Here is a 23,376-nt window from a genome sequence, read left to right as displayed (position 1 = left end):
GCGTCCTGGAGGATTCGAACCTCCGACCGCCTGGTTCGTAGCCAGGTACTCTATCCAGCTGAGCTAAGGACGCGCAGATCTTCTTGCTAAGAAGTTGTGAAGTAAATCACATTCATTTCTTACGAAACAAAAAAAAGGCCATCGGGCCAGTCAATGAATGGCGGTGAAGGAGGGATTCGAACCCTCGATACGGGATAAACCGTATACTCCCTTAGCAGGGGAGCGCCTTCAGCCTCTCGGCCACCTCACCGTTTTCATTGTTATATCTCAAAAGAGATATGGCGCGTCCTGGAGGATTCGAACCTCCGACCGCCTGGTTCGTAGCCAGGTACTCTATCCAGCTGAGCTAAGGACGCACTTTTTGTTGATAAATCAACGTTGCAAGAATGGCGGTGAAGGAGGGATTCGAACCCTCGATACGGGATAAACCGTATACTCCCTTAGCAGGGGAGCGCCTTCAGCCTCTCGGCCACCTCACCGTCTTGCGGAGGCACATATTACGTTTTACCGAAAATATGTCAAACACTTTCTTTGAAAAAATCTACGAAACTGGCTTAACCGTTGCTGATTTAATCAAAGTGACTATTAAACGAACTTTATCACTCTATTATGATGAAAAAAAGAGAGTCTTCTCTGAAAAAAAGACATTTATTTTCAAATAACTTTCTGAAGTTCGAATCAACATTATTGATGAATTCACAGCCATACTCAACACAATAGTTTCTGCAAATTTTCAAAAAAAGTAAAAACTAAAAAGGCCAACCCTTCGGTTAGCCTTTTTCATTCAAACTAAGCTCTGTAAACAGGAGCGACTTAGTAGTTACCTGAAGCAACGTTGCCATTGCCTTTTTCAGCTTGAATGCGCATGTAGATTTCTTCACGGTGAACTGAAACCTCTTTCGGAGCGTTAACGCCGATACGCACTTGGTTACCTTTAACACCTAGTACAGTTACAGTCACTTCATCACCAATCATCAGTGTTTCGCCTACGCGGCGAGTCAAAATTAGCATTCTTTGCTCCTTGAGTAATCTCTAAATTTTCTTGCTACAAAGCTATTATCCAACAAAAGTTATATTTTCGTAAACTACCTTGTTAGCGAAAATCAGCCTAAAAAGGCATGTTTTTGTTGAATGTTTAATGCTTCACTAGACGTAATGTAAGCATCATGCAGAATGTTTGCTGCTGTATCCACACATTCGGGTGCTAAAACTAGCATCATAGTGAGTGCATTCGTTGCGCTGAAATTGATCTCAATATCTCGCTTTGCCAACAAATCGCATGCGTGCTCTACCATTCCATTGGCCTCAAGCCCCACTGCGGTCAACAGGCTTACCACTTCACTATTACGGATTTTGTCGCTGAACACCAGATCGAACTTGGCACATGCATCTTGTTTTATCATGATACCTGCCCGTTCTGTTTCCTCGATCACATTCCAAATGTCGATACCCAACATCTGACATTGTTTTGTAGCACTAGATAAATGTTCTTTATCGACTTCGATTATGGCAAGGTCACGTTGGATGGCTATACCAGAGACGGCTTGATTGCCTAACTCCCCCTTTACCAGACTGCCTTCATTAACATCAAATGTCGAAAGCACGCGCAGTGGCACATTATTCTTCCATGCAAATTGCACTGAAGGTAAATGTAATACTTTCGCGCCTCGGCTTGCCATCGCTTCCATGGAAGGAAAATCGATAACCGCCAATTTTCGCGCGTTTTTCACTACACGTGGGTCACAAGTATAAATACCATCAACGTCGGTAAAGATTTGACACTCATCAGCGCGCAATGCGCCTGCCAGTGCCACTGCGCTCGTATCTGAGCCACCTCGACCTAATGTGGTGATATCCCCGTTCTCATTCACACCTTGAAAGCCTGCAACAATCACGATTTGGTCTTGCTCAAGCAATCCCAGAATTGTCTTAGTATCAATGTGTTTAATCGTTGCGTCATTGTGTTGATTATCCGTCACAATATTCGCCTGTGCTCCGGTAAGCGAGCGTGCAGCATGACCCAATTTATTGAGTGTCATTGCTAACAGTGCCATTGACACTTGCTCACCAGCAGAGAGCAAAACATCAAGTTCTCGAGCTGTAGGCACGCTATCTATCTGTTTAGCGAGGTCCATCAGTCTGTTTGTTTCGCCTGACATTGCAGACACGACAACAACAACTTGATTGCCATCATTTTTCGCCTTAATGATGTGTTCAGCAACTTGGTGGATTCTTTCAATTGAACCCACTGAGGTTCCGCCAAACTTTTGCACGATAAGGGGCTTTTTCACCAGTCTTCACCTTCCCAAGACCGAAGTCTCTTTAGAACTGCTTACATCTTCAGTATTTCCTTTTAGAAAAATTATATAAGCAGTAGTTACAACAAAAACCAAATAGCCTAAATGACTCGGTTAACTTTTGGTCAATTAAACCACTTGGCTGCTAAAAAAAATTACGCTCAATCAAAGAAACTTGATTGAGCGTAATTTTAGTAGTTAAAAGCTTATAAGCGCTCTTCTAACCAAGGCTGAACTGTTTTAATTGCCTCTGGTAGTGCGGCTACATCAGTACCACCAGCTTGAGCCATGTCAGGACGACCACCGCCCTTACCACCGACTTGCTCAGCAATCATCTTAACTAGATCACCAGCTTTTACTTTACCAGTTAGATCTTTAGTCACACCAGCAGTCAGACCAACCTTGTCACCTGTTACGTTGGCAAGCAGTACGACACCAGACCCCATTTGGTTCTTGATGTCATCAACCATAGTACGTAGGTTCTTGCTGTCAGCGCCTTCAAGAGCTGCGACTAGAACTTTTGTACCATTGACTTCAACCGCTTTGCCCATGATGTTAGCGCTTTCTGCTGCTGCCATCTTATCTTTTAGCTTCTGCACTTCTTTCTCTAGCGCTTTTGCTTTCTGTGCAGATTCTGCCAGTTTCTCTTCATACTTCGCGTTTTGAGCTTCAATCGCGTCTAATGCAGCCTCGCCTGTTACCGCCTCAATACGTCGAATACCTGCAGCAATGCCGCTTTCTGAAGTGATTTTGAATAGGCCAATATCACCTGTGCTTGATGCGTGAATACCACCGCAAAGCTCTGTCGAGAAGTCACCCATAGACAGTACGCGTACTTCGTCGTCGTACTTCTCGCCGAATAGAGCCATTGCGCCTTTCTTCTTAGCAGACTCAATGTCCATCACGTTGGTTTCAATCGTGTGGTTACGACGAATTTGCGCGTTAACTAGACGCTCAACTTCTTTCAGTTCTGCTGCAGTTACTGCTTCTAGGTGTGAGAAGTCGAAACGTAGACTGTCAGCTTTCACTAGAGAGCCTTTCTGCGTTACGTGCTCACCAAGAACTTGGCGAAGTGCTGCGTGTAGCAAGTGCGTTGCTGAGTGGTTTAGAGAGATAGCTGCGCGACGCTCTGCGTCAACGATAGTTGCTACTTCGTCGCCTTTCGCTAGAACGCCTTCTGCCATTACACCGTGGTGTGCGATTGCGTTACCTAGCTTTTGAGTGTCTTCAACACAGAATACACCAGCTTCAGTACGGATTTCACCAGCGTCACCACATTGACCACCTGACTCTGCGTAGAATGGTGTCTCACCAAGCACGATGATTGCTTTGTCGCCTGCAGATAGAGATTCTACTTCGTTGCCTTCAACGAACATCGCCGCTACAGAGCTAGAGCCTTTAGTACCTGTGTAACCACAGAATTCTGTTTGCGTATCAACTTTGATTGCTGCGTTGTAGTCAGTACCGAAGTTACCCGCTTCACGCGCACGTTGACGCTGCTCTTCCATCGCTTTCTCGAAACCTTCTTCGTCGATTGCGAACTCACGCTCACGTGCTACGTCGTTAGTTAAGTCAGCTGGGAAGCCGTAAGTATCGTAAAGTTTAAATACGGTTTCGCCGTCTAGTACTTTACCGTCTAGGTTATCTAGTGCTTCGTTTAGAATCGCCATACCGCGCTCAAGTGTACGACCAAAGTTTTCTTCTTCGATACGCAGTACTTTTTCAACCACAGCTTGTTGACGCTTCAGCTCTTCACCAGCCGTACCCATGATGTCAGCTAGAACGCCAACCAACTTGTGGAAGAATGCACCTTGTGCGCCCAGCTTGTTACCGTGACGAACTGCACGACGGATGATACGGCGTAATACGTAACCCCGACCTTCGTTTGAAGGCATAACGCCATCCACGATCAGGAATGAACATGAACGGATGTGGTCAGCGATAACGCGTAGTGATTGGTTTGATAGGTCTTCGTAACCGATCACTTCTGCTGCTGCTTTGATAAGAGCTTGGAATACATCGATTTCGTAGTTTGAGTGAACGCCCTGCATGATTGCAGAGATACGCTCGATACCCATACCAGTATCTACCGATGGTTTTGGTAGCGGTTCCATAGTCCCGTCTGCGTGACGGTTGAACTGCATGAATACGTTGTTCCAGATCTCGATGAAACGGTCACCATCTTCTTCAGGCGTGCCAGGACGGCCACCCCAGATGTGCTCACCGTGATCGTAGAAGATTTCAGTACATGGACCACAAGGGCCAGTGTCGCCCATTTGCCAGAAGTTATCAGACTCGTACGGCTTGCCGCCTTCTTTATCACCAATGCGAACAATACGATCAGCGGGTACGCCAACTTTCTTGTTCCAGATGTCAAACGCTTCGTCATCGGTTTCGTAAACAGTTACCAATAAACGATCCGCTGGCAGTTTAAGAACTTCGGTTAGGAATTCCCAAGCAAAGGAGATCGCATCTTCTTTGAAGTAATCGCCAAAGCTGAAGTTGCCTAACATTTCAAAGAATGTGTGGTGACGAGCAGTAAAGCCAACATTTTCTAGGTCGTTATGTTTACCACCAGCACGTACGCAACGCTGAGCCGTAGTCGCTCGAGTGTAGGCTCGTTTTTCTAAGCCTAAGAAACAATCTTTAAATTGGTTCATACCTGCGTTTGTGAACAGCAGGGTTGGGTCGTTATGTGGAACTAACGATGAACTTTCTACGATTTGGTGTCCTTTGCTCTCAAAGAACTTGAGGAACGCGTTACGAACCTCATCAGTGCTCATGTACATGCAGCTCTTCCTGAAAATAGTCGAGTTAGAATTTTGCCGTATTGTAGATCATGCAAACAGCTGAGACTAGTTTTCTTGAGGAAAAGAGGGAGTAGGAGAAAAAATTTGAAGCAAAACAAAAATCAGTGCGGACGACTGACCGTTAATCTTCGTCCTCAAAGCTCAGCGCGTAGCTGATTTGGTCAAAACTGTAGCCGCGATACTGCAGAAAACGAACTTGTTTTGCGTACTCTTTTTGGTCTTTGGCTTTAATACCTTTGAATTTCTTTTCTGCCGCCTGTTTAGCCAGTTCAAACCAATCTTGCGGCTCTTCAGCCATAGCTTGCTCAATCACCGATTCCGCAACACGCTTCTGGTTTAACTCTTGACGAATTCGACGCTCTCCATGTCCTTTGTATACATGCTGTCTAATTTGACTCTTCGCGTAACGTAAATCATCTAAATAGTTATGGTCTAGGCAAAAATTAATTGCGATGTCGATGTCTGATTCTTCATAGCCCTTCATCGATAATTTTTGGTAAAGCTCATACTGACCATGATCGCGACGGCTAAGCAATTGTATAGCAGCCTCTTTGCTCGATAATGTTGGCGCCTGGCGTTTTTGGTACATGATGATCCTAAAAGTATTTTTGCTGTACAGGCTCTCAATGGCCTTTGTGATAATTCGATTTTTGATTTCAATAGATACAACAAAGCCCCGCATTGCAGGGCTTTGTCATTTATTAATCTATGAGAGATTAAAACTCTTCAGCTTGCTCTGGCGCTTCACCAGCTTCAGGCGCTTCCGCAAGTGCTGGCGCTAGCAACATTTCACGCAGTTTTGTATCGATAGTTTTAGCCACTTCAGGGTGCTCACGCAGGTAGTTACATGCATTCGCTTTACCTTGACCAATCTTATCGCCATTGTAGCTATACCAAGCACCGGCTTTTTCAACTAACTTGTGCTTCACACCTAGATCGACAAGTTCACCTTCGCGGTTAAAGCCTTGGCCGTACATGATTTGTGTGTTTGCTTCTTTAAATGGTGCTGCAATCTTATTCTTAACAACTTTGATGCGCGTTTCGTTACCTACGACTTCGTCACCTTCTTTGATTGCGCCAGTACGACGGATATCTAGACGAACAGAAGCGTAGAACTTAAGTGCGTTACCACCTGTTGTTGTTTCTGGGTTACCAAACATCACACCAATCTTCATACGGATTTGGTTGATGAAGATACACATACAGTTAGACTGCTTTAGGTTACCCGTTAGCTTACGCATTGCTTGAGAAAGCATACGTGCTTGCAGACCCATGTGGCTATCGCCCATTTCGCCTTCGATTTCTGCTTTCGGTGTTAGTGCTGCGACAGAGTCGACAACCATAACATCGATAGCACCAGAACGTGCAAGTGCGTCACAGATCTCTAGCGCTTGCTCACCTGTGTCTGGCTGAGAAACTAGCAATGCATCGATATCAACGCCAAGTTTCTTCGCGTATACAGGATCTAGAGCGTGCTCTGCATCGATAAACGCACACGTTTTGCCTTCACGTTGCGCAGCAGCAATAAGCTCAAGCGTTAATGTTGTTTTACCTGAAGATTCTGGGCCGTAGATTTCTACGATACGACCCATTGGTAGACCACCAGCACCCAAAGCGATATCAAGAGAAAGAGAACCCGTTGAGATGGTTTCTACGTCCATTGCGCGGTTATCACCAAGGCGCATGATAGAGCCTTTACCGAATTGCTTTTCAATTTGACCTAGCGCAGCGGCGAGCGCTTTCTGTTTGTTCTCGTCCATTACTTTCTCCGATTTATTCATCTTCTTTGGGCGACGAATAGTAATTCATTTTTCTTAAGCAGAAGAACTGCTCAGCAATGAAAGTTATTATACTGTTGATTCATACAGTGTCCATACCTGTATGAAAAAAATTTGGCTGACCTAAAGTCATGATTTGCTCTAGCCCTTATCAATGCTGGGCTAAAACAAGTTAAGAAATTCTAGAGCAGATGTTGATACAATTGAGTCAACGCGTGCTCGACCGCTTTTTTGCGAACTTCTGCACGGTCACCAGAGAAATGCATGGTTTCTACTTGCTGCCAACTTTGGTTATCAGCAAAAGCAAAGCAGACCATACCGACTGGTTTCTCTTCACTGCCACCACCCGGCCCTGCAATACCACTGATGGATACACCGATGGTGGCATTTGAGTTTTTAATTGCACCCTGTACCATTTCAATCACAACTGGCTCACTCACTGCACCATGCGCTTCTAACGTTGAAGCTTGCACACCAAGCATCTCCATTTTCGCTTCATTACTGTAGGTGACAAACGCACGGTCAAGCCACGCTGAACTACCAGCAATGTCAGTAATGGCGGTTGCAACACCACCACCAGTGCATGATTCTGCGGTCGTTAAAACATGCCCGTGTTTAGCCAATAATGCGCCTAAATCGGCACTCAATTTTGTTGTTTTTTCCATAGCCAAAATGCCCTTTGTCTCTTTTTACTTGATAGGGATTCACGTATCCTAAGCCGCTACGGAAATAAACAAAAGAACTTACCTGTGAAAGCTGAACAAAAACACACTCCGATGATGCAGCAATACCTCAAGCTAAAAGCTGAGAACCCAGAGATTTTGCTGTTCTACCGCATGGGCGATTTCTACGAACTCTTTTACGATGATGCCAAGCGAGCTTCTCAGCTTCTTGATATTTCATTGACCAAACGTGGTGCGTCTGCAGGTGAACCTATCCCAATGGCGGGTGTGCCATTTCACGCCGTAGAGGGCTACCTGGCAAAACTTGTTCAGCTTGGTGAGTCTGTGGCGATCTGTGAACAGATTGGCGATCCGGCCACCAGCAAGGGCCCGGTAGAACGTAAAGTTGTGCGTATCGTGACACCAGGTACTGTGACGGATGAAGCGCTGCTTTCTGAGCGTGTCGATAACTTAATCGCAGCAATTTACCATCACAACGGTAAGTTCGGTTATGCGACGCTGGATGTCACCTCTGGTCGCTTCCAACTGACAGAACCAGAAACTGAAGAAGCGATGACAGCCGAGCTTCAACGCACTGCACCACGTGAGCTACTGTTCCCAGAAGATTTTGAACCTGTACATTTAATGGCGAGCCGCAATGGTAACCGTCGTCGCCCAGTCTGGGAGTTTGAGCTTGATACGGCTAAGCAACAACTCAATCAACAATTTGGCACAAAAGATCTGGTTGGTTTTGGTGTAGAACATGCGTCCTTAGGGTTATGTGCTGCTGGTTGTTTGATCCAGTACGTAAAAGATACTCAACGTACGGCTTTACCTCATATTCGCTCTTTAACGTTTGATCATCAGGATCAATCCGTCATCCTTGATGCTGCTACCCGACGTAATCTGGAAATTACTCAAAATCTAGCAGGCGGAACCGATAACACGCTCGCTGCAGTACTCGACCATTGTGCAACTCCGATGGGCAGCCGAATGCTGAAGCGTTGGTTGCATCAGCCTATGCGTTGCATTGAAACGTTAAACAATCGTCTTGATGCAATTGGTGAGATTAAAGAACAAGCTCTGTTTGCCGATCTTCAACCAACGTTAAAGCAAATTGGTGATATTGAACGTATCTTAGCGCGCCTTGCATTACGCTCTGCTCGCCCTCGCGATATGGCTAGGCTTCGCAATGCCATGCAACAGCTACCAGAGCTAGAATCTGTCACCGCTTCTTTGACCCATCCGTACCTAACGAAATTGGCGAAGTATGCAGCTCCGATTGACGAAGTATGTGACCTGTTAGAACGCGCGATTAAAGAAAATCCGCCGGTTGTTATTCGTGATGGTGGCGTCATCGCTGAAGGCTACAATGCGGAGCTCGATGAATGGCGAAAATTGGCAGACGGTGCAACAGAATATCTTGAGCAGCTTGAGCGAGATGAGCGTGAACGACACGGTATCGATACGCTTAAAGTAGGCTATAACAACGTTCATGGCTTCTTTATCCAAGTGAGCCGTGGCCAGAGCCATTTGGTTCCACCGCATTATGTACGTCGCCAAACACTCAAAAACGCTGAACGCTACATCATCCCAGAGCTTAAGGAACACGAAGACAAAGTACTTAACTCGAAATCTAAAGCGTTAGCACTTGAGAAACAGTTGTGGGAAGAACTGTTTGATCTATTGATGCCAAACCTTGAGAAGCTGCAAAACCTAGCTTCTGCTCTGTCTCAACTAGATGTATTACAAAACCTTGCAGAGCGTGCAGATTCGTTAGATTACTGCCGCCCAACGCTTGTGAAAGACGCAGGAATTCACATTCAAGCTGGCCGTCATCCAGTCGTAGAACAAGTAACAACAGAGCCGTTCATCGCGAACCCAATTGAGCTTAGCCCAGCCCGTAAGATGTTGATCATCACCGGTCCAAACATGGGTGGTAAATCAACCTACATGCGTCAAACTGCGCTGATTGCATTGATGGCACATATCGGCTCTTATGTACCGGCAGAATCCGCACAGATTGGTTCTTTAGATCGTATATTTACTCGTATTGGTGCATCAGATGATCTTGCATCTGGCCGCTCGACCTTCATGGTAGAAATGACCGAAACAGCCAATATTCTTCACAACGCAACTAAGAACAGTTTGGTGCTAATGGATGAAATCGGACGCGGTACTAGTACTTACGACGGTCTGTCTTTAGCTTGGGCAAGTGCGGAATGGCTCGCAACACAAATTGGTGCGATGACCCTATTTGCAACTCACTACTTCGAATTAACAGAGTTACCGAACCAACTGCCAAACTTAGCGAACGTTCACTTGGATGCCGTAGAGCATGGAGACAGCATTGCCTTTATGCACGCAGTTCAAGAAGGTGCGGCAAGTAAGTCTTACGGCTTGGCTGTTGCGGGCTTAGCTGGCGTACCAAAAACGGTCATCAAAAATGCGCGTAACAAGCTATCTCAGCTAGAGCAACTGGGGCAAAACAGTGACACACCGCGTCCAAGTGCAGTAGATGTGGCTAACCAGTTGAGCCTGATTCCAGAGCCTAGCGAGGTCGAACAAGCTCTGTCAGGTATTGATCCTGACGACTTAACGCCACGCCAAGCTCTTGAAGAGCTGTATCGCTTGAAGAAGATGCTGTAAACAGACTCACACCAACGAGCAAAAAAGAAAAAAGGCTATGGGGAACCATAGCCTTTTGCGTATCTAGTGAAATACGGATTATTTAATCGTCTTCTACGTTAAATAAGTTTTCCATATTCAAACCTTGTTTGATTAGGACTTCACGAAGACGACGTAAACCTTCCACTTGTATTTGACGTACTCGCTCACGTGTCAGACCAATCTCTCGACCAACTTCTTCCAGCGTCGAAGGCTCGTAGCCTAGTAGGCCGAAGCGACGTGCAAGCACTTCTTTCTGTTTCGGATTCAACTCTTCTAACCAATGAATCAACGATGATTTGATGTCGTCATCTTGAGTCGAAACTTCTGGATCAGAGTTGTTTGCATCAGGAATAATATCCAGCAGCGCTTTCTCACCGTCACCACCGATTGGCGTGTCGACAGAGCTAATACGCTCATTAAGGCGTAACATTTTGCTTACGTCTTCGACTGGAATATCTAATTGAGCAGCAATTTCTTCTGCGGTCGGTTCGTGATCGAGCTTTTGAGAAAGTTCACGCGCAGTACGCAGATAAATGTTCAGCTCTTTCACTACGTGGATAGGTAGACGGATCGTGCGAGTTTGGTTCATCAACGCTCGCTCTATCGTTTGTCGGATCCACCATGTTGCGTAAGTAGAGAAACGGAAACCACGTTCTGGGTCGAATTTTTCGACCGCTCGGATCAAGCCGAGGTTACCTTCTTCAATCAGATCGAGTAGTGCTAGACCACGGTTACTGTATCGACGAGAAATCTTAACAACCAAACGTAGGTTACTTTCGATCATACGTTTGCGTGCCGCTTCGTCGCCACGTAGGGCGCGTCTTGCGTAAAGCACTTCTTCTTCGGCAGTAAGTAAAGGTGAGAAGCCAATTTCGCCCAAATACAACTGAGTTGCATCTAAGCTTTTACTGCTCGCGTCAAATTCTTCACGCGCAGTCGCTTTGCTTTCTGTGGATGATGATCTTTCGAGTTCGTTATCAATGGTCTTCACTGACGCATTATCAAATGCAAACTCTTCAACTTTGGTTACTGTGTTGCTGATACTCATAACGCCTCCCCCTGGCGAGTTAGCAAGACATGACAACTCAATATGTCGCTAAATGATGTCGCAAGTTGTTTTTCAAAGTTTTAAGGCAAATAGCGTTTTGGATTCACTGATTTACCTTGATAGCGAATTTCAAAGTGTAGTTTGACCGACTTTGCACCTGAACTACCCATGGTAGCGATTTTTTGTCCGCTTTTTACGCTTTGTCCTTCTGTGACCAGCAGTTTGTCATTATGTGCGTATGCGCTTAAATAATTGTCGTTATGCTTTACTATAATTAAGTTGCCATAACCTCGTAGCGCATTGCCTGAATAAACGACTGTGCCGGCTGCGGTTGAAACGATAGGTTGACCACGCTGTCCTGCGATGTCGATACCTTTATTTCCCTGTTCTCCCGCCGAAAAGTTCTTGATTACTCTCCCTTTTGTTGGCCACAACCACTTTGAGACTTTATCACTCTTTGCTGTGGTAGTTGGCGCTTTTTGCTTCACTTTTTGGTTATCTTTTGAACCAACATACTCCTTTGTTTTCGATTGTTCAACCTTCTTTGGAGGCTGTTTTTGTACGACTTTAGGCTTAGTCTCTGTAGGTTTTTGACTAGAGTTTTTACTCGAAGGTTTAGGTTTAGAGGCTGTTGATGTTTTCGTCACTGGAGCTGGGGGGGGCGTAACAACAGGAGCCACAACGGGTTCAACTTTTTGACCATATTTAGGGGCGACATATTTCGGAGCCCAAAGTTTTAGCCTCTGTCCTGGGTAGATAGTGTAAGGCTGAGTTAACTCATTGTAACGAACAAGATCATTTACATCTTTATCTGTGACATAAGCTATGAAGTAAAGCGTATCGCCTTTTTTTACCTCATAATAACTCCCTCTGTAACTCCCTCTTTCAAGGCTTGAATAGTCTTTTTTTAGGCTAGAGACAGGTGCAGGGGAATGCGCTGCACAACCAACTAGTCCTGCAGCAAACACAAAGCTAATACCAATATGACGTAGTAACTTATTCACCTATCCCCAACCCTTAAGCTAAATCACCCGCAACCAGAGGTACGAACCGAACCATTTCTACAACGGTAGAGAGATATTCGTCTCCCTTACGCTCTATTTTTAATAACTGTTGCTCCGTATCTCCAACAGGAATGACCATTTTGCCGCCATCTCTTAATTGTGAGAGAAGAGCTTGGGGAATCACTTCAGCGGCAGCGGTAACAATAATAGCATCGAAAGGACCTCTCGCTTCCCAGCCCTGCCACCCATCAGCATGCTTAGTTGAAACATTGTAAATATCCAATTGCTTCAGGCGACGCTTTGCTTCCCATTGCAACGATTTAATTCGCTCAACGGAGTATACATGATCAACAATTTGCGCCAGTACCGCGGTTTGATAACCCGATCCCGTTCCGATTTCCAGAACACGACTCGCCGGCTCTAGCTCAAGCAACTCGGTCATACGCGCAACGATATAAGGCTGAGAAATAGTTTGTCCCTGACCAATTGGTAACGCATTGTTATCATAGGCTTGGTGCATCATCGCTTGAGAAACAAAGCTTTCTCGTGGCAAGCGTTGGATAGCATCCAGAACTCTTTGGTCTTTGATGCCACTGGAGATAAGAAACGCTATCAACCTGTCAGCATGTGGGTTACTCATTACTTCTCTTCCTTTAACCAACTATCCATAGCACGCAGCGACTCGTGAGCGGTGAGATCAACTTGCAGAGGCGTCATTGAAACTCGGCCATGCTCAATTGCATAAAAGTCCGTGCCCTCTCCTGCATCTTGCTCCTTTCCTGGTGGCCCTAACCAATAAATGTCATGGCCTCTCGGATCTTTCTGCTTGATCATATTCTCTGCGTGATGACGTGCACCTAAACGCGTAACTTCAATTTCACCTAAATTCTCTGATGGTAAGTCAGGCACGTTTACGTTCAGTAGACGATTCGTTGGAATCGGCGACGCTAAATGCTGTTGTACAATGTGACGTGCAATTTTAGCGGCGGATTCGAAATGTCGCTTACCCACTAGAGAAAAAGCCACCGACTGAACGCCAAGGAAATGACCTTCCATGGCGGCTGCTACTGTTCCAGAATAAAGAACATCATCACCCAAATTAGCGCCATGGTTGATTCCTGACAGAACAAGATCAGGCAAATCATCTTTCATTAGCTCATTCAGCGCGAAATGCACACAATCCGTGGGCGTGCCTTGCACTGAGTAGATATTTGGGGCAATTTCAGTCACGCGTAATGGTTGTTCTAATGTGAGTGAATTCGAAGCACCTGAACGATTTCGATCAGGTGCGACAATGGTCACTTCGGCGATATCTCTCAACTCATCAGCGAGGGCATGAATCCCTTGTGCATGAACACCATCATCATTGCTGATTAAGACTCTTAAGGGCTTCGGGTTTCGTGAATCCTGTTCCATTAGTATTCTCTTTCTACTTCAACCTCATTAACTAACTCACGAACAATAGAGGTCGCAAAAGATCCCGCATCCAGTGAGAAAGTCAGCGTAATGTTGTTACCTTCAACCGTCCAAGCTAAATCTTTTGGCTTCAGCGCAATATCGCGACGATCGTGGCGCATGCGATTACCACGAATCAACGCCATGAGGTCAGGCTCTTCGTCTAAAAACGGTTGCTCTAATGCCAGAGCCTCGGCTTGAGTAGGCAGTGCATTATCGCCAGCAAGCGCAGCGGTAATTGCCGCTTCACCTTGTGCAAATTGCACTTGCAAATCAGTGATGTTGTTTGCATCAATCAACTGAGTGCCAGAATTCGTCTGTGCAATGTCACCATCAATGAACTTATCAAACACACAATTCTCTAGACGAGCTGAAACGATGCGGTTGAAAATCCACGAACGAGCCGCTGATAAATACATGCTTCGCTTGTTTTGATTGCGGGTACGAACGTTTTCGCGTCCCCATCGACGTGCTTCTTCAAGGTTGTTGCCATCGTTACCAAAACGCTGACTACCAAAGTAGTTTGGCACGCCAACTTGTTTCACTTTTTCAAGACGTTGCTCTACATCCGCTATATCTGTCACTTCAGACAAAGTAACCACGAACTCGTTCCCTACTAGGTCACCAGGACGCAGTTTTTTATTGTGACGATCTGTTGCAAGGATTTCGATACTTGGGTATTGAGCCAAAAACGCTGAAAAATCTGGCGTTTCACCTTTTGGTAAATGGACACTTAACCACTGTTCCGTCACCGCATGACGGTCTTTAAGACCCGCCCAGCTAACGTCTTTCGACTGAACACCACAGGCTTTTGCTAACTCGTTAGCAACGAAGCTGGTGTTCTCGCCCGTTTTACGGATACGAACCATTAAGTGCTCGCCTTCGCCCGTAAAGGCAAAACCTAAATCTTCGCGAACCTGAAAATGCTCTGGCTGCGCTTTAATTTTTGCCGATGCAACTGGCTTACCCGTTAGGTAAGCCAATGAAGATAAAATGTCTGACATGATGTGTTTCCGCTGATATCACAGCTTAGAGGAGCAAATTGCTAGTTATTGCTTAAACAGAAGTACAACGGCTTCCGTTGCAATGCCTTCTTTGCGTCCAGTAAAACCGAGACGTTCTGTCGTCGTCGCTTTTACGTTAATGTTACTAATGTCGGTTTCTAGGTCTTCGGCTATCGCCGCACACATTGCGTCAATGTGTGGTGCCATTTTAGGCGCTTGTGCCATGATGGTTACATCAGCATTGCCAAGACGGTAGCCTTGCTCTTTAACTCGACGGTAAACGTCTTTCAGTAATTCACGACTGTTTGCGCCTTTCCATTTATCATCCGTATCTGGGAAATGACGACCAATATCGCCGGCAGCAATCGCGCCCAGCAGAGCATCCGTTAACGCATGCAACGCTACATCGCCATCTGAGTGAGCAATCAAACCTTGCTCATAAGGGATTGCTACACCACCAATAATGACTGGGCCTTCACCACCGAATTTATGTACATCGAAACCATGACCAATTCGAATCATTTTCTATCCTTTCTTTATTCGCCGCGCTCACGGCTTAGATAAAACTCGGCTAACGCAAGATCTTCTGGCTGAGTGATTTTTATATTGTTCGCATTCCCTTGAACTAAGGCTGGCTTCTCGCCTAACCATTCCAAAGCCGAGGCTTCATCGGTAATGGTTACACCCTGTTCTAATGCGTCAGCCAGTGCTTGAGTAAGCTGCTGAGTTTTAAACATTTGTGGAGTCAGTGCATGCCACAATGCTTCTCTATCTACCGTATGATCGATATCTTGTACTGCGTTTGCTCGCTTCATTGTATCTCTCACAGGAGATGCGAGAATGCCACCCGTTGAGTGGGCGCAGCAAACATCAATCAAACGGTCAATGTCGGATGTTAATACACATGGCCTCGCAGCGTCGTGGACTAATACCCACTCGCTTTCCAGATGCTCATTGACATAGTTTAGCCCTGATAACACAGAGTCTGCTCTTTCTTTACCACCAGCTACACGAATCACATCTGGGTGCTTAGCAATGGACAATTCTGGGTAATATGGGTCGCCGTCAGTAACGGCAACGACAACCTTAGAAATATTTGGGTGAGAAAGCAGTTTCTCTACGGTATGTTCCAGTACCGCTTTACCTTCGATCAATAAATATTGCTTAGGGCGATCTGCCTTCATTCTGCTCCCTACACCAGCAGCAGGCACAATTGCGATATGCGATGAGTTCATATCCAACATTTTAATGGTTTTCCTCACCTATAATGCGGTAAAAAGTCTCGCCATCTTTAACTAAACCGAGCTCATGACGCGCACGTTCTTCAATCGCATCAAGACCTTGCCTTAAGTCATCAATCTCAGCGAACATTTCATTGTTGCGAGCTTGTAGCTTGCTGTTCACTTGTTGCTGAACTTCAATTTCATCTTTTACTGTGTAGTAGTCAGACACTCCGTTTTTACCAAACCATAGAGTGTATTGAAGCAAGCCAAACAGTAGCGTAAGGGCTATAACAAAGATTCGCATATCGCTGCTAACATTCTGTACCGGAAGGAATTAGATAAGGTGACATATATAGCATAAATGCGAGGTTGCCTCTAGGGGAGAAAGGGAGACTCACACGCTCCTTACAAGAAATAAGCAGCAAAATGAAACAAGCTCATAGGAAGCGCTCCTTACCCATGACCAAAGTAAGAGCCAAAAATACAAACCTATAAATACAAAAAACCGCCGTAGCGATGGTTTCAAAAAGCTATTTAGCGAAACTTTACTCAATAAGAATTAAGCTTGATCTTTAACTTCTTTGAGACCGCTTACTTGAAACATGGAGGAGTGCGCTCACTTAGCGCTTCCGTTATATAAAAAAACACCCCGCCAAAGCAGGGTGTTTTAAAAGCTTTAAGTTAAGCTGCTAATTCAGTGAAGAATTAAGCTTGACCTTTAACTTCTTTAAGACCGTTGAAAGGAGCGCGATCACCTAGTGCTTCCTCGATACGGATTAGCTGGTTGTACTTAGCAACACGGTCAGAACGGCTCATAGAACCAGTTTTGATTTGACCTGCTGCTGTACCTACCGCTAGGTCAGCGATAGTTGCATCTTCAGTTTCGCCAGAACGGTGAGAGATTACTGCTGTGTAACCTGCGTCTTTAGCCATCTTGATTGCAGCTAGAGTCTCAGTTAGAGAACCGATTTGGTTGAACTTGATAAGGATAGAGTTAGCTACGCCTTTCTCGATACCTTCAGCAAGGATCTTAGTGTTAGTAACGAATAGATCGTCACCTACTAGTTGAAGCTTGTCACCTAGTAGTTCTGTTTGGTGCTTGAAGCCATCCCAGTCAGACTCGTCTAGACCGTCTTCGATAGAAACGATTGGGAATTGGTTAGCTAGCTCAGCTAGGTAGTGGTTGAACTCTTCAGAAGTGAAAGTTTTACCTTCGCCTTTCATGTTGTAGATGCCAGCTTCTTTGTCGAAGAACTCAGATGCAGCACAGTCCATAGCTAGAGTTACGTCTTTACCTAGTTCGTAACCAGCAGCTGCAACAGCTTCTGCGATAACTTCTAGAGCTTCAGCGTTAGATTTAAGGTTAGGAGCGAAACCACCTTCATCACCAACTGCAGTGCTGTAGCCTTTAGACTTAAGAACTTTAGCTAGGTTGTGGAATACTTCTGCACCGATACGTAGACCTTCTTTAAGAGTCTTAGCGCCAACTGGTTGGATCATGAACTCTTGGATGTCAACGTTGTTGTCTGCGTGCTCACCACCGTTGATGATGTTCATCATTGGTAGAGGCATAGAGAACTGACCTGCAGTGCCGTTTAGCTCAGCGATGTGCTCGTATAGAGGCATACCTTTCGCAGCAGCAGCAGCTTTAGCGTTTGCTAGAGAAACAGCTAGGATAGCGTTAGCACCGAATTTAGATTTGTTTTCAGTGCCGTCTAGTTCGATCATTACTGCGTCGATTGCAGTTTGGTCTTTAGCGTCTTTGCCAACTAGAGCTTCAGCGATTGGGCCGTTTACAGCTTCAACTGCTTTAAGAACACCTTTACCTAGGAAACGTGCTTTGTCACCGTCACGTAGCTCAAGAGCTTCGCGAGAACCAGTAGATGCGCCAGATGGAGCTGCCGCCATACCTACGAAACCGCCTTCTAGGTGTACTTCAGCTTCTACAGTTGGGTTACCACGTGAGTCGATGATTTCACGACCTAGAACTTTAACGATCTTAGACATTAATGTTTCCTCTCGTTTCAAATATAAATGTCAATCTTAAAGGGCAGCAGCACAACCTTCGCCGCCGCCCGTATCCTTTTACTTCTCGAATTCGCCGCGTGCGTTTTGGCCCGCAGCCTTAACAAAACCTGCAAACAATGGATGTCCATCGCGAGGAGTCGAGGTGAATTCTGGGTGGAACTGAGCCGCTACAAACCATGGGTGAGCTGGGTTCTCAATCATTTCCACTAACTTCTTGTCCGCAGATAGACCTGATACTTTTAGGCCTGCTTTTTCGATTTGCGGACGAAGCACGTTATTCACTTCGTAACGGTGACGGTGACGTTCATGGATCGTCGCGCTACCGTACAGTTCACGAGCTTTAGTCCCTTTCTCTAGGTGACACAGCTGTGAACCAAGACGCATCGTACCGCCTAGGTCAGACTTTTCAGTACGCTCTTCTACGCTACCTGATTCGTCTACCCACTCTGTGATCAAACCTACCACAGGGTACTTAGTCTCTTTGTTAAATTCTGTTGAATGTGCACCTTCCATACCCGCAACGTTACGCGCGTATTCGATTAGTGCAACTTGCATACCCAAACAAATACCTAGGTAAGGCACGTTATTTTCACGTGCATATTGAGCCGCACGGATCTTGCCTTCAATACCACGATCGCCGAAGCCACCTGGTACTAGGATTGCGTCCAAACCTTCTAGAAGTTCAACGCCTTTTGTTTCGATATCTTGTGAGTCTACATACTTAATTGTGACGCTTAGGCGGTTTTTCAAGCCAGCGTGTTTAAGCGCTTCGTTCACAGATTTGTATGCATCTGGTAATTCAATGTATTTACCAACCATACCGATGGTTACTTCACCAGTAGGATTTGCTTCTTCGTAGATAACCTGTTCCCATTCAGAAAGGTCTGCTTCAGGAGCAGTAATACCAAAGCGAGCACACACAAGGTCATCTAGCCCTTGAGATTTAATCAACTGAGGGATCTTGTAGATAGAGTCTACATCCTTCATTGAAATTACTGCTTTTTCTGGAACATTACAGAACAGTGCGATTTTTTTACGCTCATTCGCAGGAATAACGCGATCGCTACGGCAAACTAGGATGTCTGGCTGAATACCGATAGATAGAAGTTCTTTTACAGAGTGTTGCGTCGGCTTAGTTTTCACTTCGCCCGCTGCCGCTAGGTAAGGAACAAGTGTTAGGTGCATGAACATTGCGCGCTCACGGCCTAGCTCAACAGCTAGCTGACGAATCGCTTCCATAAATGGTAGTGATTCGATATCACCAACAGTACCGCCAACTTCAACGATAGCCACATCATGGCCTTCAGAACCTGCAATAACGCGATCTTTGATTGCGTTAGTGATATGAGGGATAACTTGAATAGTTGCGCCTAGGTAGTCACCACGACGTTCTTTACGAAGTACGTCGGCATAAACACGACCTGCAGTGAAGTTGTTACGCTTGGTCATCTTGGTACGGATGAAACGCTCGTAGTGACCAAGGTCAAGGTCAGTCTCTGCGCCATCTTCTGTAACGAACACTTCACCGTGCTGAGTAGGGCTCATTGTGCCCGGGTCAACGTTGATGTAAGGGTCAAGCTTCATCATAGTCACTTTAAGACCACGAGCTTCTAGAATAGCCGCAAGAGATGCTGCTGCAATACCTTTACCTAGAGAGGATACAACCCCGCCAGTAACAAAAATGTAATTTGTCGTCATGTTTAACCTGAAATTGGTTGAATGAGGGAAATGGAGTGCTTCTGGACGGGAGATAAATATACCAGAAGCTCCTTACCGCCACAACGTGAAATCTATCACACCGTAATTTTTTATTTTTTGCTTCAAATCAAAGTGAGCAAAGACAAACCAAAGTCCGTTTTCGTGTAACCAAACAAGCTGACCTTATATTATGTATTCTGCCAGTTTACCTCTGCCTCGATTCTTCTTGTTTTACTTCATCCCAAAAATGGTCAAGTTCTGATAAAGAACAATCTGTAAGTACTTTGCCTGACTGCTGGACCTTGCCTTCAACTTTTTTAAAACGTCGCGCAAACTTTACGTTTGCTTTGCCTAGCGCGACTTCTGGGTTTTTATCAAGGTGGTGAGCCAAATTGACAGTCGCAAATAGCAAATCACCGAGCTCCAACTCAACTTTCTCTTCATCGGGCTGAACTTGCAGTGCCTCTTCCATGACTTCGTCAATTTCTTCTCGTACTTTATCGACAACCGGGCCAAGTGAATCCCAATCAAACCCAAATTTTGCACATTTTTTCTGAATTTTTGTAGCACGAGAAAGTGCCGGTAAAGAGTTTGGTATTGAGTCTAGGATACTTTCTTCCGCTTTGCCTACTAGGGCTTTTTCTTTTGCTTTTTCCGCTTCCCAGTTCGCGTTAATTTCCTCGTCAGATTCAAACTCAACATCTGAAAAAACATGCGGGTGGCGACGAGTCAGTTTTTCGTTCACGGTTTCGACGACATCCGAAAAATCGAACAGCTCTTGCTCTTTCGCTAGCTGACTGTAAAAAATCACCTGAAACAACAAATCCCCTAGCTCTTCTTTTAGATTGGGCCAATCTCGATTTTGAATCGCGTCCACCACCTCGTAGGTTTCTTCTATTGTATACGGAACGATGGTGTCAAAGGTTTGTTTTAAGTCCCAAGGGCAACCGTTTTCTGGGTCACGCAACTTCGCCATGATTTGTTCTAATTGTTCAATTGGATGACTCATTTTTTGTTCCTTTAAACCTTTCTATTAAAGAAAAAGGTGAGCAGCCAAAACCACTCACCTTCTACATTATATTTTCTCAGCAGCTTTCACTAAGTAACTGTTACTTTGACAAGGCAACAAGTTTTCGCGACTCCTGAGCATAGCCTACTATGTGATGCCCCTGAGCCGGCACGTCGGAATAAGTGCAGCTAACGCAGATAAAAAGCCAAATATGACGCAAGTGTAACTCTGTAAATAGTTGAAGTTGTATAGCTAGGCGACAAACAAACGAGACTCCTGAGCATGGTTCACCATGTGATGGAGCGAGTGCGTGCAGTCAACAACGCTACAACGACAACTATGACGAGAGTTTTAGCCGAGGCGTTTCACCGTCATCACATCCTTGATCTGTTCCACACGTTTCGAAACCCGCGAAAGCACCTCAATATTGGTGACTTCTAGGTCAAAGTCCATGATGGCAAGTTGACGTCTGTAGTCGACTCGGTTCTTCATACTGGTCACTTTGATCTTTTCGTTGGCGAACAGTGTCGTAATGTCTTTGAGTAGACCACCTCGCTCCATCGCTTCAACACGCACGGTGAGGATGTATGACCCCACAAAGCCGCTGCCCCAGACCGTATCGATGATGCGCTCTGGCGCATGATGGCGCAGTTCTTCTAGCTGTTCACAGTCACTACGGTGTACTGAAATCCCACGACCTTGCGTTATGTAACCAGAGATATCGTCACCTGGAATTGGCTGACAGCAACGTGCTAGATGTGTCATTAGGTTATCGACGCCTTCTACTACAACTGCGTCTTTTTTCGGTCGGCTTTGCGCGGGTGATTTATGCTCAGCTTCTTGCAGTTTTTCCAGTGCTTGCTGGTCTTCTTCCTCTGCCGTTGGCTTGTTAACTAACGCGTTAATATGGTTAATGATTTGGTTGATGCGCAAATCACCGCTACCTACACCAACATACAATTCATCTGGTGTTTTGACGTTAAACCGCTTGAGGGCGTAATGCTCTGCATCTTTTAACGTTGCGCCAATTTTGGCTAACTCATGCTCAAGGATTTCACGACCTGCTTCAAGGTTCTTCTCACGGCTTTGTTTTCGGAACCAGGCGTTAATTTTGGCACGCGCACGACCAGAATGAACGAAGCCTAATGATGGGTTTAACCAGTCACGTGATGGGTTAGGTTCTTTCTGAGTGATAATCTCGACTTGGTCACCCATATGTAATTTATGCGTGAACGGCACAATACGACCTCCGACTTTGGCACCGATACAACGGTGTCCCACTTCGGAGTGAATGTGATAGGCAAAATCTAGCGGCGTTGCCCCCATTGGCAAATCGACAACATCACCACGTGGTGTAAAGGCATAAACACGGTCATCAAAGACTTGGCTACGTAACTCATCGAGCATTTCGCCAGAGTCAGACATTTCTTCTTGCCAATCCAGTAGCTTACGCAGCCACGTGATCTTCTCATCATAACCGCTTCGGCTGCTTGCCCCTTCTTTATATTTCCAGTGCGCGGCAACACCCAGTTCCGACTCTTCATGCATTTGCTTGGTACGAATCTGGATCTCGATGGTTTTGCCTTCTGGCCCTAGAATTACTGTATGGATCGATTGATAACCGTTTGGTTTAGGGTTAGCAACGTAGTCATCAAACTCGCTCGGTAGATGCTTGTATTTGGTGTGAACTACACCCAAAGCCGCGTAACAATCTTGCAGTTTGTCTGCGATGATACGCACTGCTCGCACATCAAACAGCTCATCAAAGGCCAAACTCTTTTTCTGCATTTTTCGCCAAATGCTGTAGATGTGCTTAGGTCGACCACTCACTTCGGCATTGATGCCCGACACTTCCATTTCGTGCGTGAGGTCTTCAACAAAGTCTTTGATGTACTGTTCACGAACGATGCGCCTCTCAGAAAGCTGCTTGGCAATTTGTTTGTAAGTTTCCGGCTGTTGGTAGCGGAAAGCGTAATCTTCAATTTCCCATTTCAGCTGACCGATGCCTAATCGGTTTGCTAGCGGCGCATAGATGTTGGCACACTCTTTTGCCGCCGCACGTCGAACTTCATCTGGCGCTTTTTTAACTTCAATAAGGTTACAAATTCGTTCCGCGAGCTTGATAACTACGCAGCGGAAGTCATCCACCATGGCAAGCAGCATGCGGCGTACGTTATCTACCTGAGATGACGCTGCACTGCCTTCCATGTTGACGTTGAGTTGGCCAATAGCAGCCATTTCTTCAACGCCGTCGATTAATTTTATGATTTCTTTGCTGTATTTCTCTTCCAGAATTTCTCTGTTAAAAGCACCACTTGAAACCAAAGGAAACAGTTGAGCAGCCACTAAAGTGGCTTGATCCATAGACAAGGTGATCAAAATTTCGATCATTTCTCGTCCACGCCACAACAACAGTTCCGCTTGCTCGTTATCAGCTAATACTGTCTGGCAATCTCGATATACTTCGATTAAGCGTGAGGCTGTGTTTTTCTCTTGTCCTAGGCTAGCCACCCAGTTTTCGAGTTCAAACTGTTCATCTTGGTTTAAATGCGCGCTTCTTACCGCAACCATCTCATCATCCTAATTATTATATTCGTGTGGTTTGACTAACACCGTCCAGGTTAGTTCTTTTTACCGCGCGTACACGCTGGCTTTATGACCACCCACCACAAATAAGGGGTCAAAGTCCT

Annotated in this window: 19 protein-coding genes and 4 tRNA genes; 1 reads left to right on the top strand and 22 read right to left on the bottom strand. The window is 45.6% G+C overall.

The features are described 5' to 3' along the window. The 10 genes from R7F64_RS13940 to pncC form a co-directional block, all read right to left on the bottom strand. Positions 1-73, bottom strand: a tRNA-Arg gene (locus tag R7F64_RS13940). 85 nt (positions 74-158) lie between these two features. Continuing rightward, positions 159-250: transfer RNA gene (locus R7F64_RS13935), tRNA-Ser, on the bottom strand. A gap of 29 nt (positions 251-279) precedes the next feature. Continuing rightward, positions 280-356 (bottom strand) — tRNA-Arg (locus tag R7F64_RS13930). Positions 357-387: 31 nt separating this feature from the next. Next, positions 388-479: transfer RNA gene (locus R7F64_RS13925), tRNA-Ser, on the bottom strand. A 334-nt stretch (positions 480-813) separates the two neighbouring features. Continuing rightward, positions 814-1,011, bottom strand: coding sequence for a carbon storage regulator CsrA (gene csrA / locus R7F64_RS13920; protein ID WP_004415691.1), 198 nt, complete (start codon positions 1,009-1,011; stop codon positions 814-816). A 92-nt stretch (positions 1,012-1,103) separates the two neighbouring features. Next, positions 1,104-2,291: an aspartate kinase gene (locus R7F64_RS13915; protein ID WP_005383803.1), complete on the bottom strand. Its 1,188-nt coding sequence runs from the start codon at positions 2,289-2,291 to the stop codon at positions 1,104-1,106. A gap of 212 nt (positions 2,292-2,503) precedes the next feature. Further along, positions 2,504-5,086 carry an alanine--tRNA ligase gene (gene alaS / locus R7F64_RS13910; RefSeq protein ID WP_318071802.1) on the bottom strand — a complete coding sequence of 861 codons (2,583 nt, stop codon included), beginning with the start codon at positions 5,084-5,086 and terminating at the stop codon, positions 2,504-2,506. 142 nt (positions 5,087-5,228) lie between these two features. Further along, positions 5,229-5,696, bottom strand: coding sequence for a recombination regulator RecX (recX, locus tag R7F64_RS13905; protein ID WP_017633543.1), 468 nt, complete (start codon positions 5,694-5,696; stop codon positions 5,229-5,231). A gap of 127 nt (positions 5,697-5,823) precedes the next feature. Beyond that, a complete protein-coding gene (gene recA / locus R7F64_RS13900) occupies positions 5,824-6,867 on the bottom strand; it encodes a recombinase RecA (protein WP_005380874.1) in 1,044 nt (347 codons plus the stop codon). Positions 6,868-7,067: 200 nt separating this feature from the next. Further along, positions 7,068-7,550, bottom strand: coding sequence for a nicotinamide-nucleotide amidase (pncC, locus tag R7F64_RS13895; RefSeq protein ID WP_005383794.1), 483 nt, complete (start codon positions 7,548-7,550; stop codon positions 7,068-7,070). Positions 7,551-7,634: 84 nt separating this feature from the next. Between pncC and mutS the strand changes: the two genes are divergently transcribed. Beyond that, the gene (mutS, locus tag R7F64_RS13890; RefSeq protein ID WP_318071801.1) at positions 7,635-10,196 is read left to right on the top strand and encodes a DNA mismatch repair protein MutS; all 2,562 of its coding nucleotides are present in this window, start codon (positions 7,635-7,637) and stop codon (positions 10,194-10,196) included. 82 nt (positions 10,197-10,278) lie between these two features. On the opposite strand, the gene rpoS is transcribed toward mutS, so the two are convergent. The 12 genes from rpoS to relA all read right to left on the bottom strand — a co-directional run bounded on the left by rpoS (position 10,279) and on the right by relA (position 23,257). Continuing rightward, complete coding sequence (gene rpoS / locus R7F64_RS13885) at positions 10,279-11,265, bottom strand: RNA polymerase sigma factor RpoS (RefSeq protein WP_005380887.1); 987 nt, start codon at positions 11,263-11,265, stop codon at positions 10,279-10,281. Positions 11,266-11,345: 80 nt separating this feature from the next. Beyond that, positions 11,346-12,269 (bottom strand): peptidoglycan DD-metalloendopeptidase family protein, encoded by a 924-nt coding sequence (locus R7F64_RS13880; RefSeq protein WP_005380889.1) that lies wholly within the window; start codon positions 12,267-12,269, stop codon positions 11,346-11,348. Positions 12,270-12,282: 13 nt separating this feature from the next. Beyond that, positions 12,283-12,909: a protein-L-isoaspartate(D-aspartate) O-methyltransferase gene (locus R7F64_RS13875; RefSeq protein ID WP_005380892.1), complete on the bottom strand. Its 627-nt coding sequence runs from the start codon at positions 12,907-12,909 to the stop codon at positions 12,283-12,285. Beyond that, entirely contained in the window at positions 12,909-13,685 is a 777-nt protein-coding gene (gene surE, locus R7F64_RS13870; protein ID WP_047103164.1) for a 5'/3'-nucleotidase SurE, read from the bottom strand. The genes R7F64_RS13875 and surE overlap by 1 nt, the downstream gene beginning before the upstream one ends. Continuing rightward, positions 13,685-14,728, bottom strand: coding sequence for a tRNA pseudouridine(13) synthase TruD (gene truD / locus R7F64_RS13865; RefSeq protein WP_047103165.1), 1,044 nt, complete (start codon positions 14,726-14,728; stop codon positions 13,685-13,687). Before truD ends, surE begins: the two co-directional genes overlap by 1 nt. Before the next feature lie 45 nt (positions 14,729-14,773). Then, positions 14,774-15,250, bottom strand: coding sequence for a 2-C-methyl-D-erythritol 2,4-cyclodiphosphate synthase (gene ispF, locus R7F64_RS13860; protein WP_005380896.1), 477 nt, complete (start codon positions 15,248-15,250; stop codon positions 14,774-14,776). 14 nt (positions 15,251-15,264) lie between these two features. Continuing rightward, positions 15,265-15,972: a 2-C-methyl-D-erythritol 4-phosphate cytidylyltransferase gene (gene ispD / locus R7F64_RS13855; RefSeq protein WP_017633548.1), complete on the bottom strand. Its 708-nt coding sequence runs from the start codon at positions 15,970-15,972 to the stop codon at positions 15,265-15,267. A gap of 1 nt (position 15,973) precedes the next feature. Further along, positions 15,974-16,255, bottom strand: a complete 282-nt coding sequence (gene ftsB, locus R7F64_RS13850; protein WP_005380907.1) for a cell division protein FtsB — start codon at positions 16,253-16,255, stop codon at positions 15,974-15,976. 401 nt (positions 16,256-16,656) lie between these two features. Beyond that, positions 16,657-17,958, bottom strand: coding sequence for a phosphopyruvate hydratase (gene eno, locus R7F64_RS13845; protein WP_047103168.1), 1,302 nt, complete (start codon positions 17,956-17,958; stop codon positions 16,657-16,659). A 78-nt stretch (positions 17,959-18,036) separates the two neighbouring features. Then, complete coding sequence (locus R7F64_RS13840; protein ID WP_021034029.1) at positions 18,037-19,677, bottom strand: CTP synthase; 1,641 nt, start codon at positions 19,675-19,677, stop codon at positions 18,037-18,039. 205 nt (positions 19,678-19,882) lie between these two features. Next, complete coding sequence (gene mazG, locus R7F64_RS13835) at positions 19,883-20,686, bottom strand: nucleoside triphosphate pyrophosphohydrolase (protein ID WP_318071800.1); 804 nt, start codon at positions 20,684-20,686, stop codon at positions 19,883-19,885. A 351-nt stretch (positions 20,687-21,037) separates the two neighbouring features. Beyond that, positions 21,038-23,257, bottom strand: a complete 2,220-nt coding sequence (relA, locus tag R7F64_RS13830; protein ID WP_005380915.1) for a GTP diphosphokinase — start codon at positions 23,255-23,257, stop codon at positions 21,038-21,040. Positions 23,258-23,376: the final 119 nt, after the last annotated feature.

It is taken from the genome of Vibrio sp. Vb1980 (assembly GCF_033338615.1).
GTDB lineage: Bacteria > Pseudomonadota > Gammaproteobacteria > Enterobacterales > Vibrionaceae > Vibrio > Vibrio alginolyticus.
The sequence above is the reverse complement of the archived record's forward strand: the minus strand, read 5'-3'. Positions and strand labels throughout refer to the sequence as shown.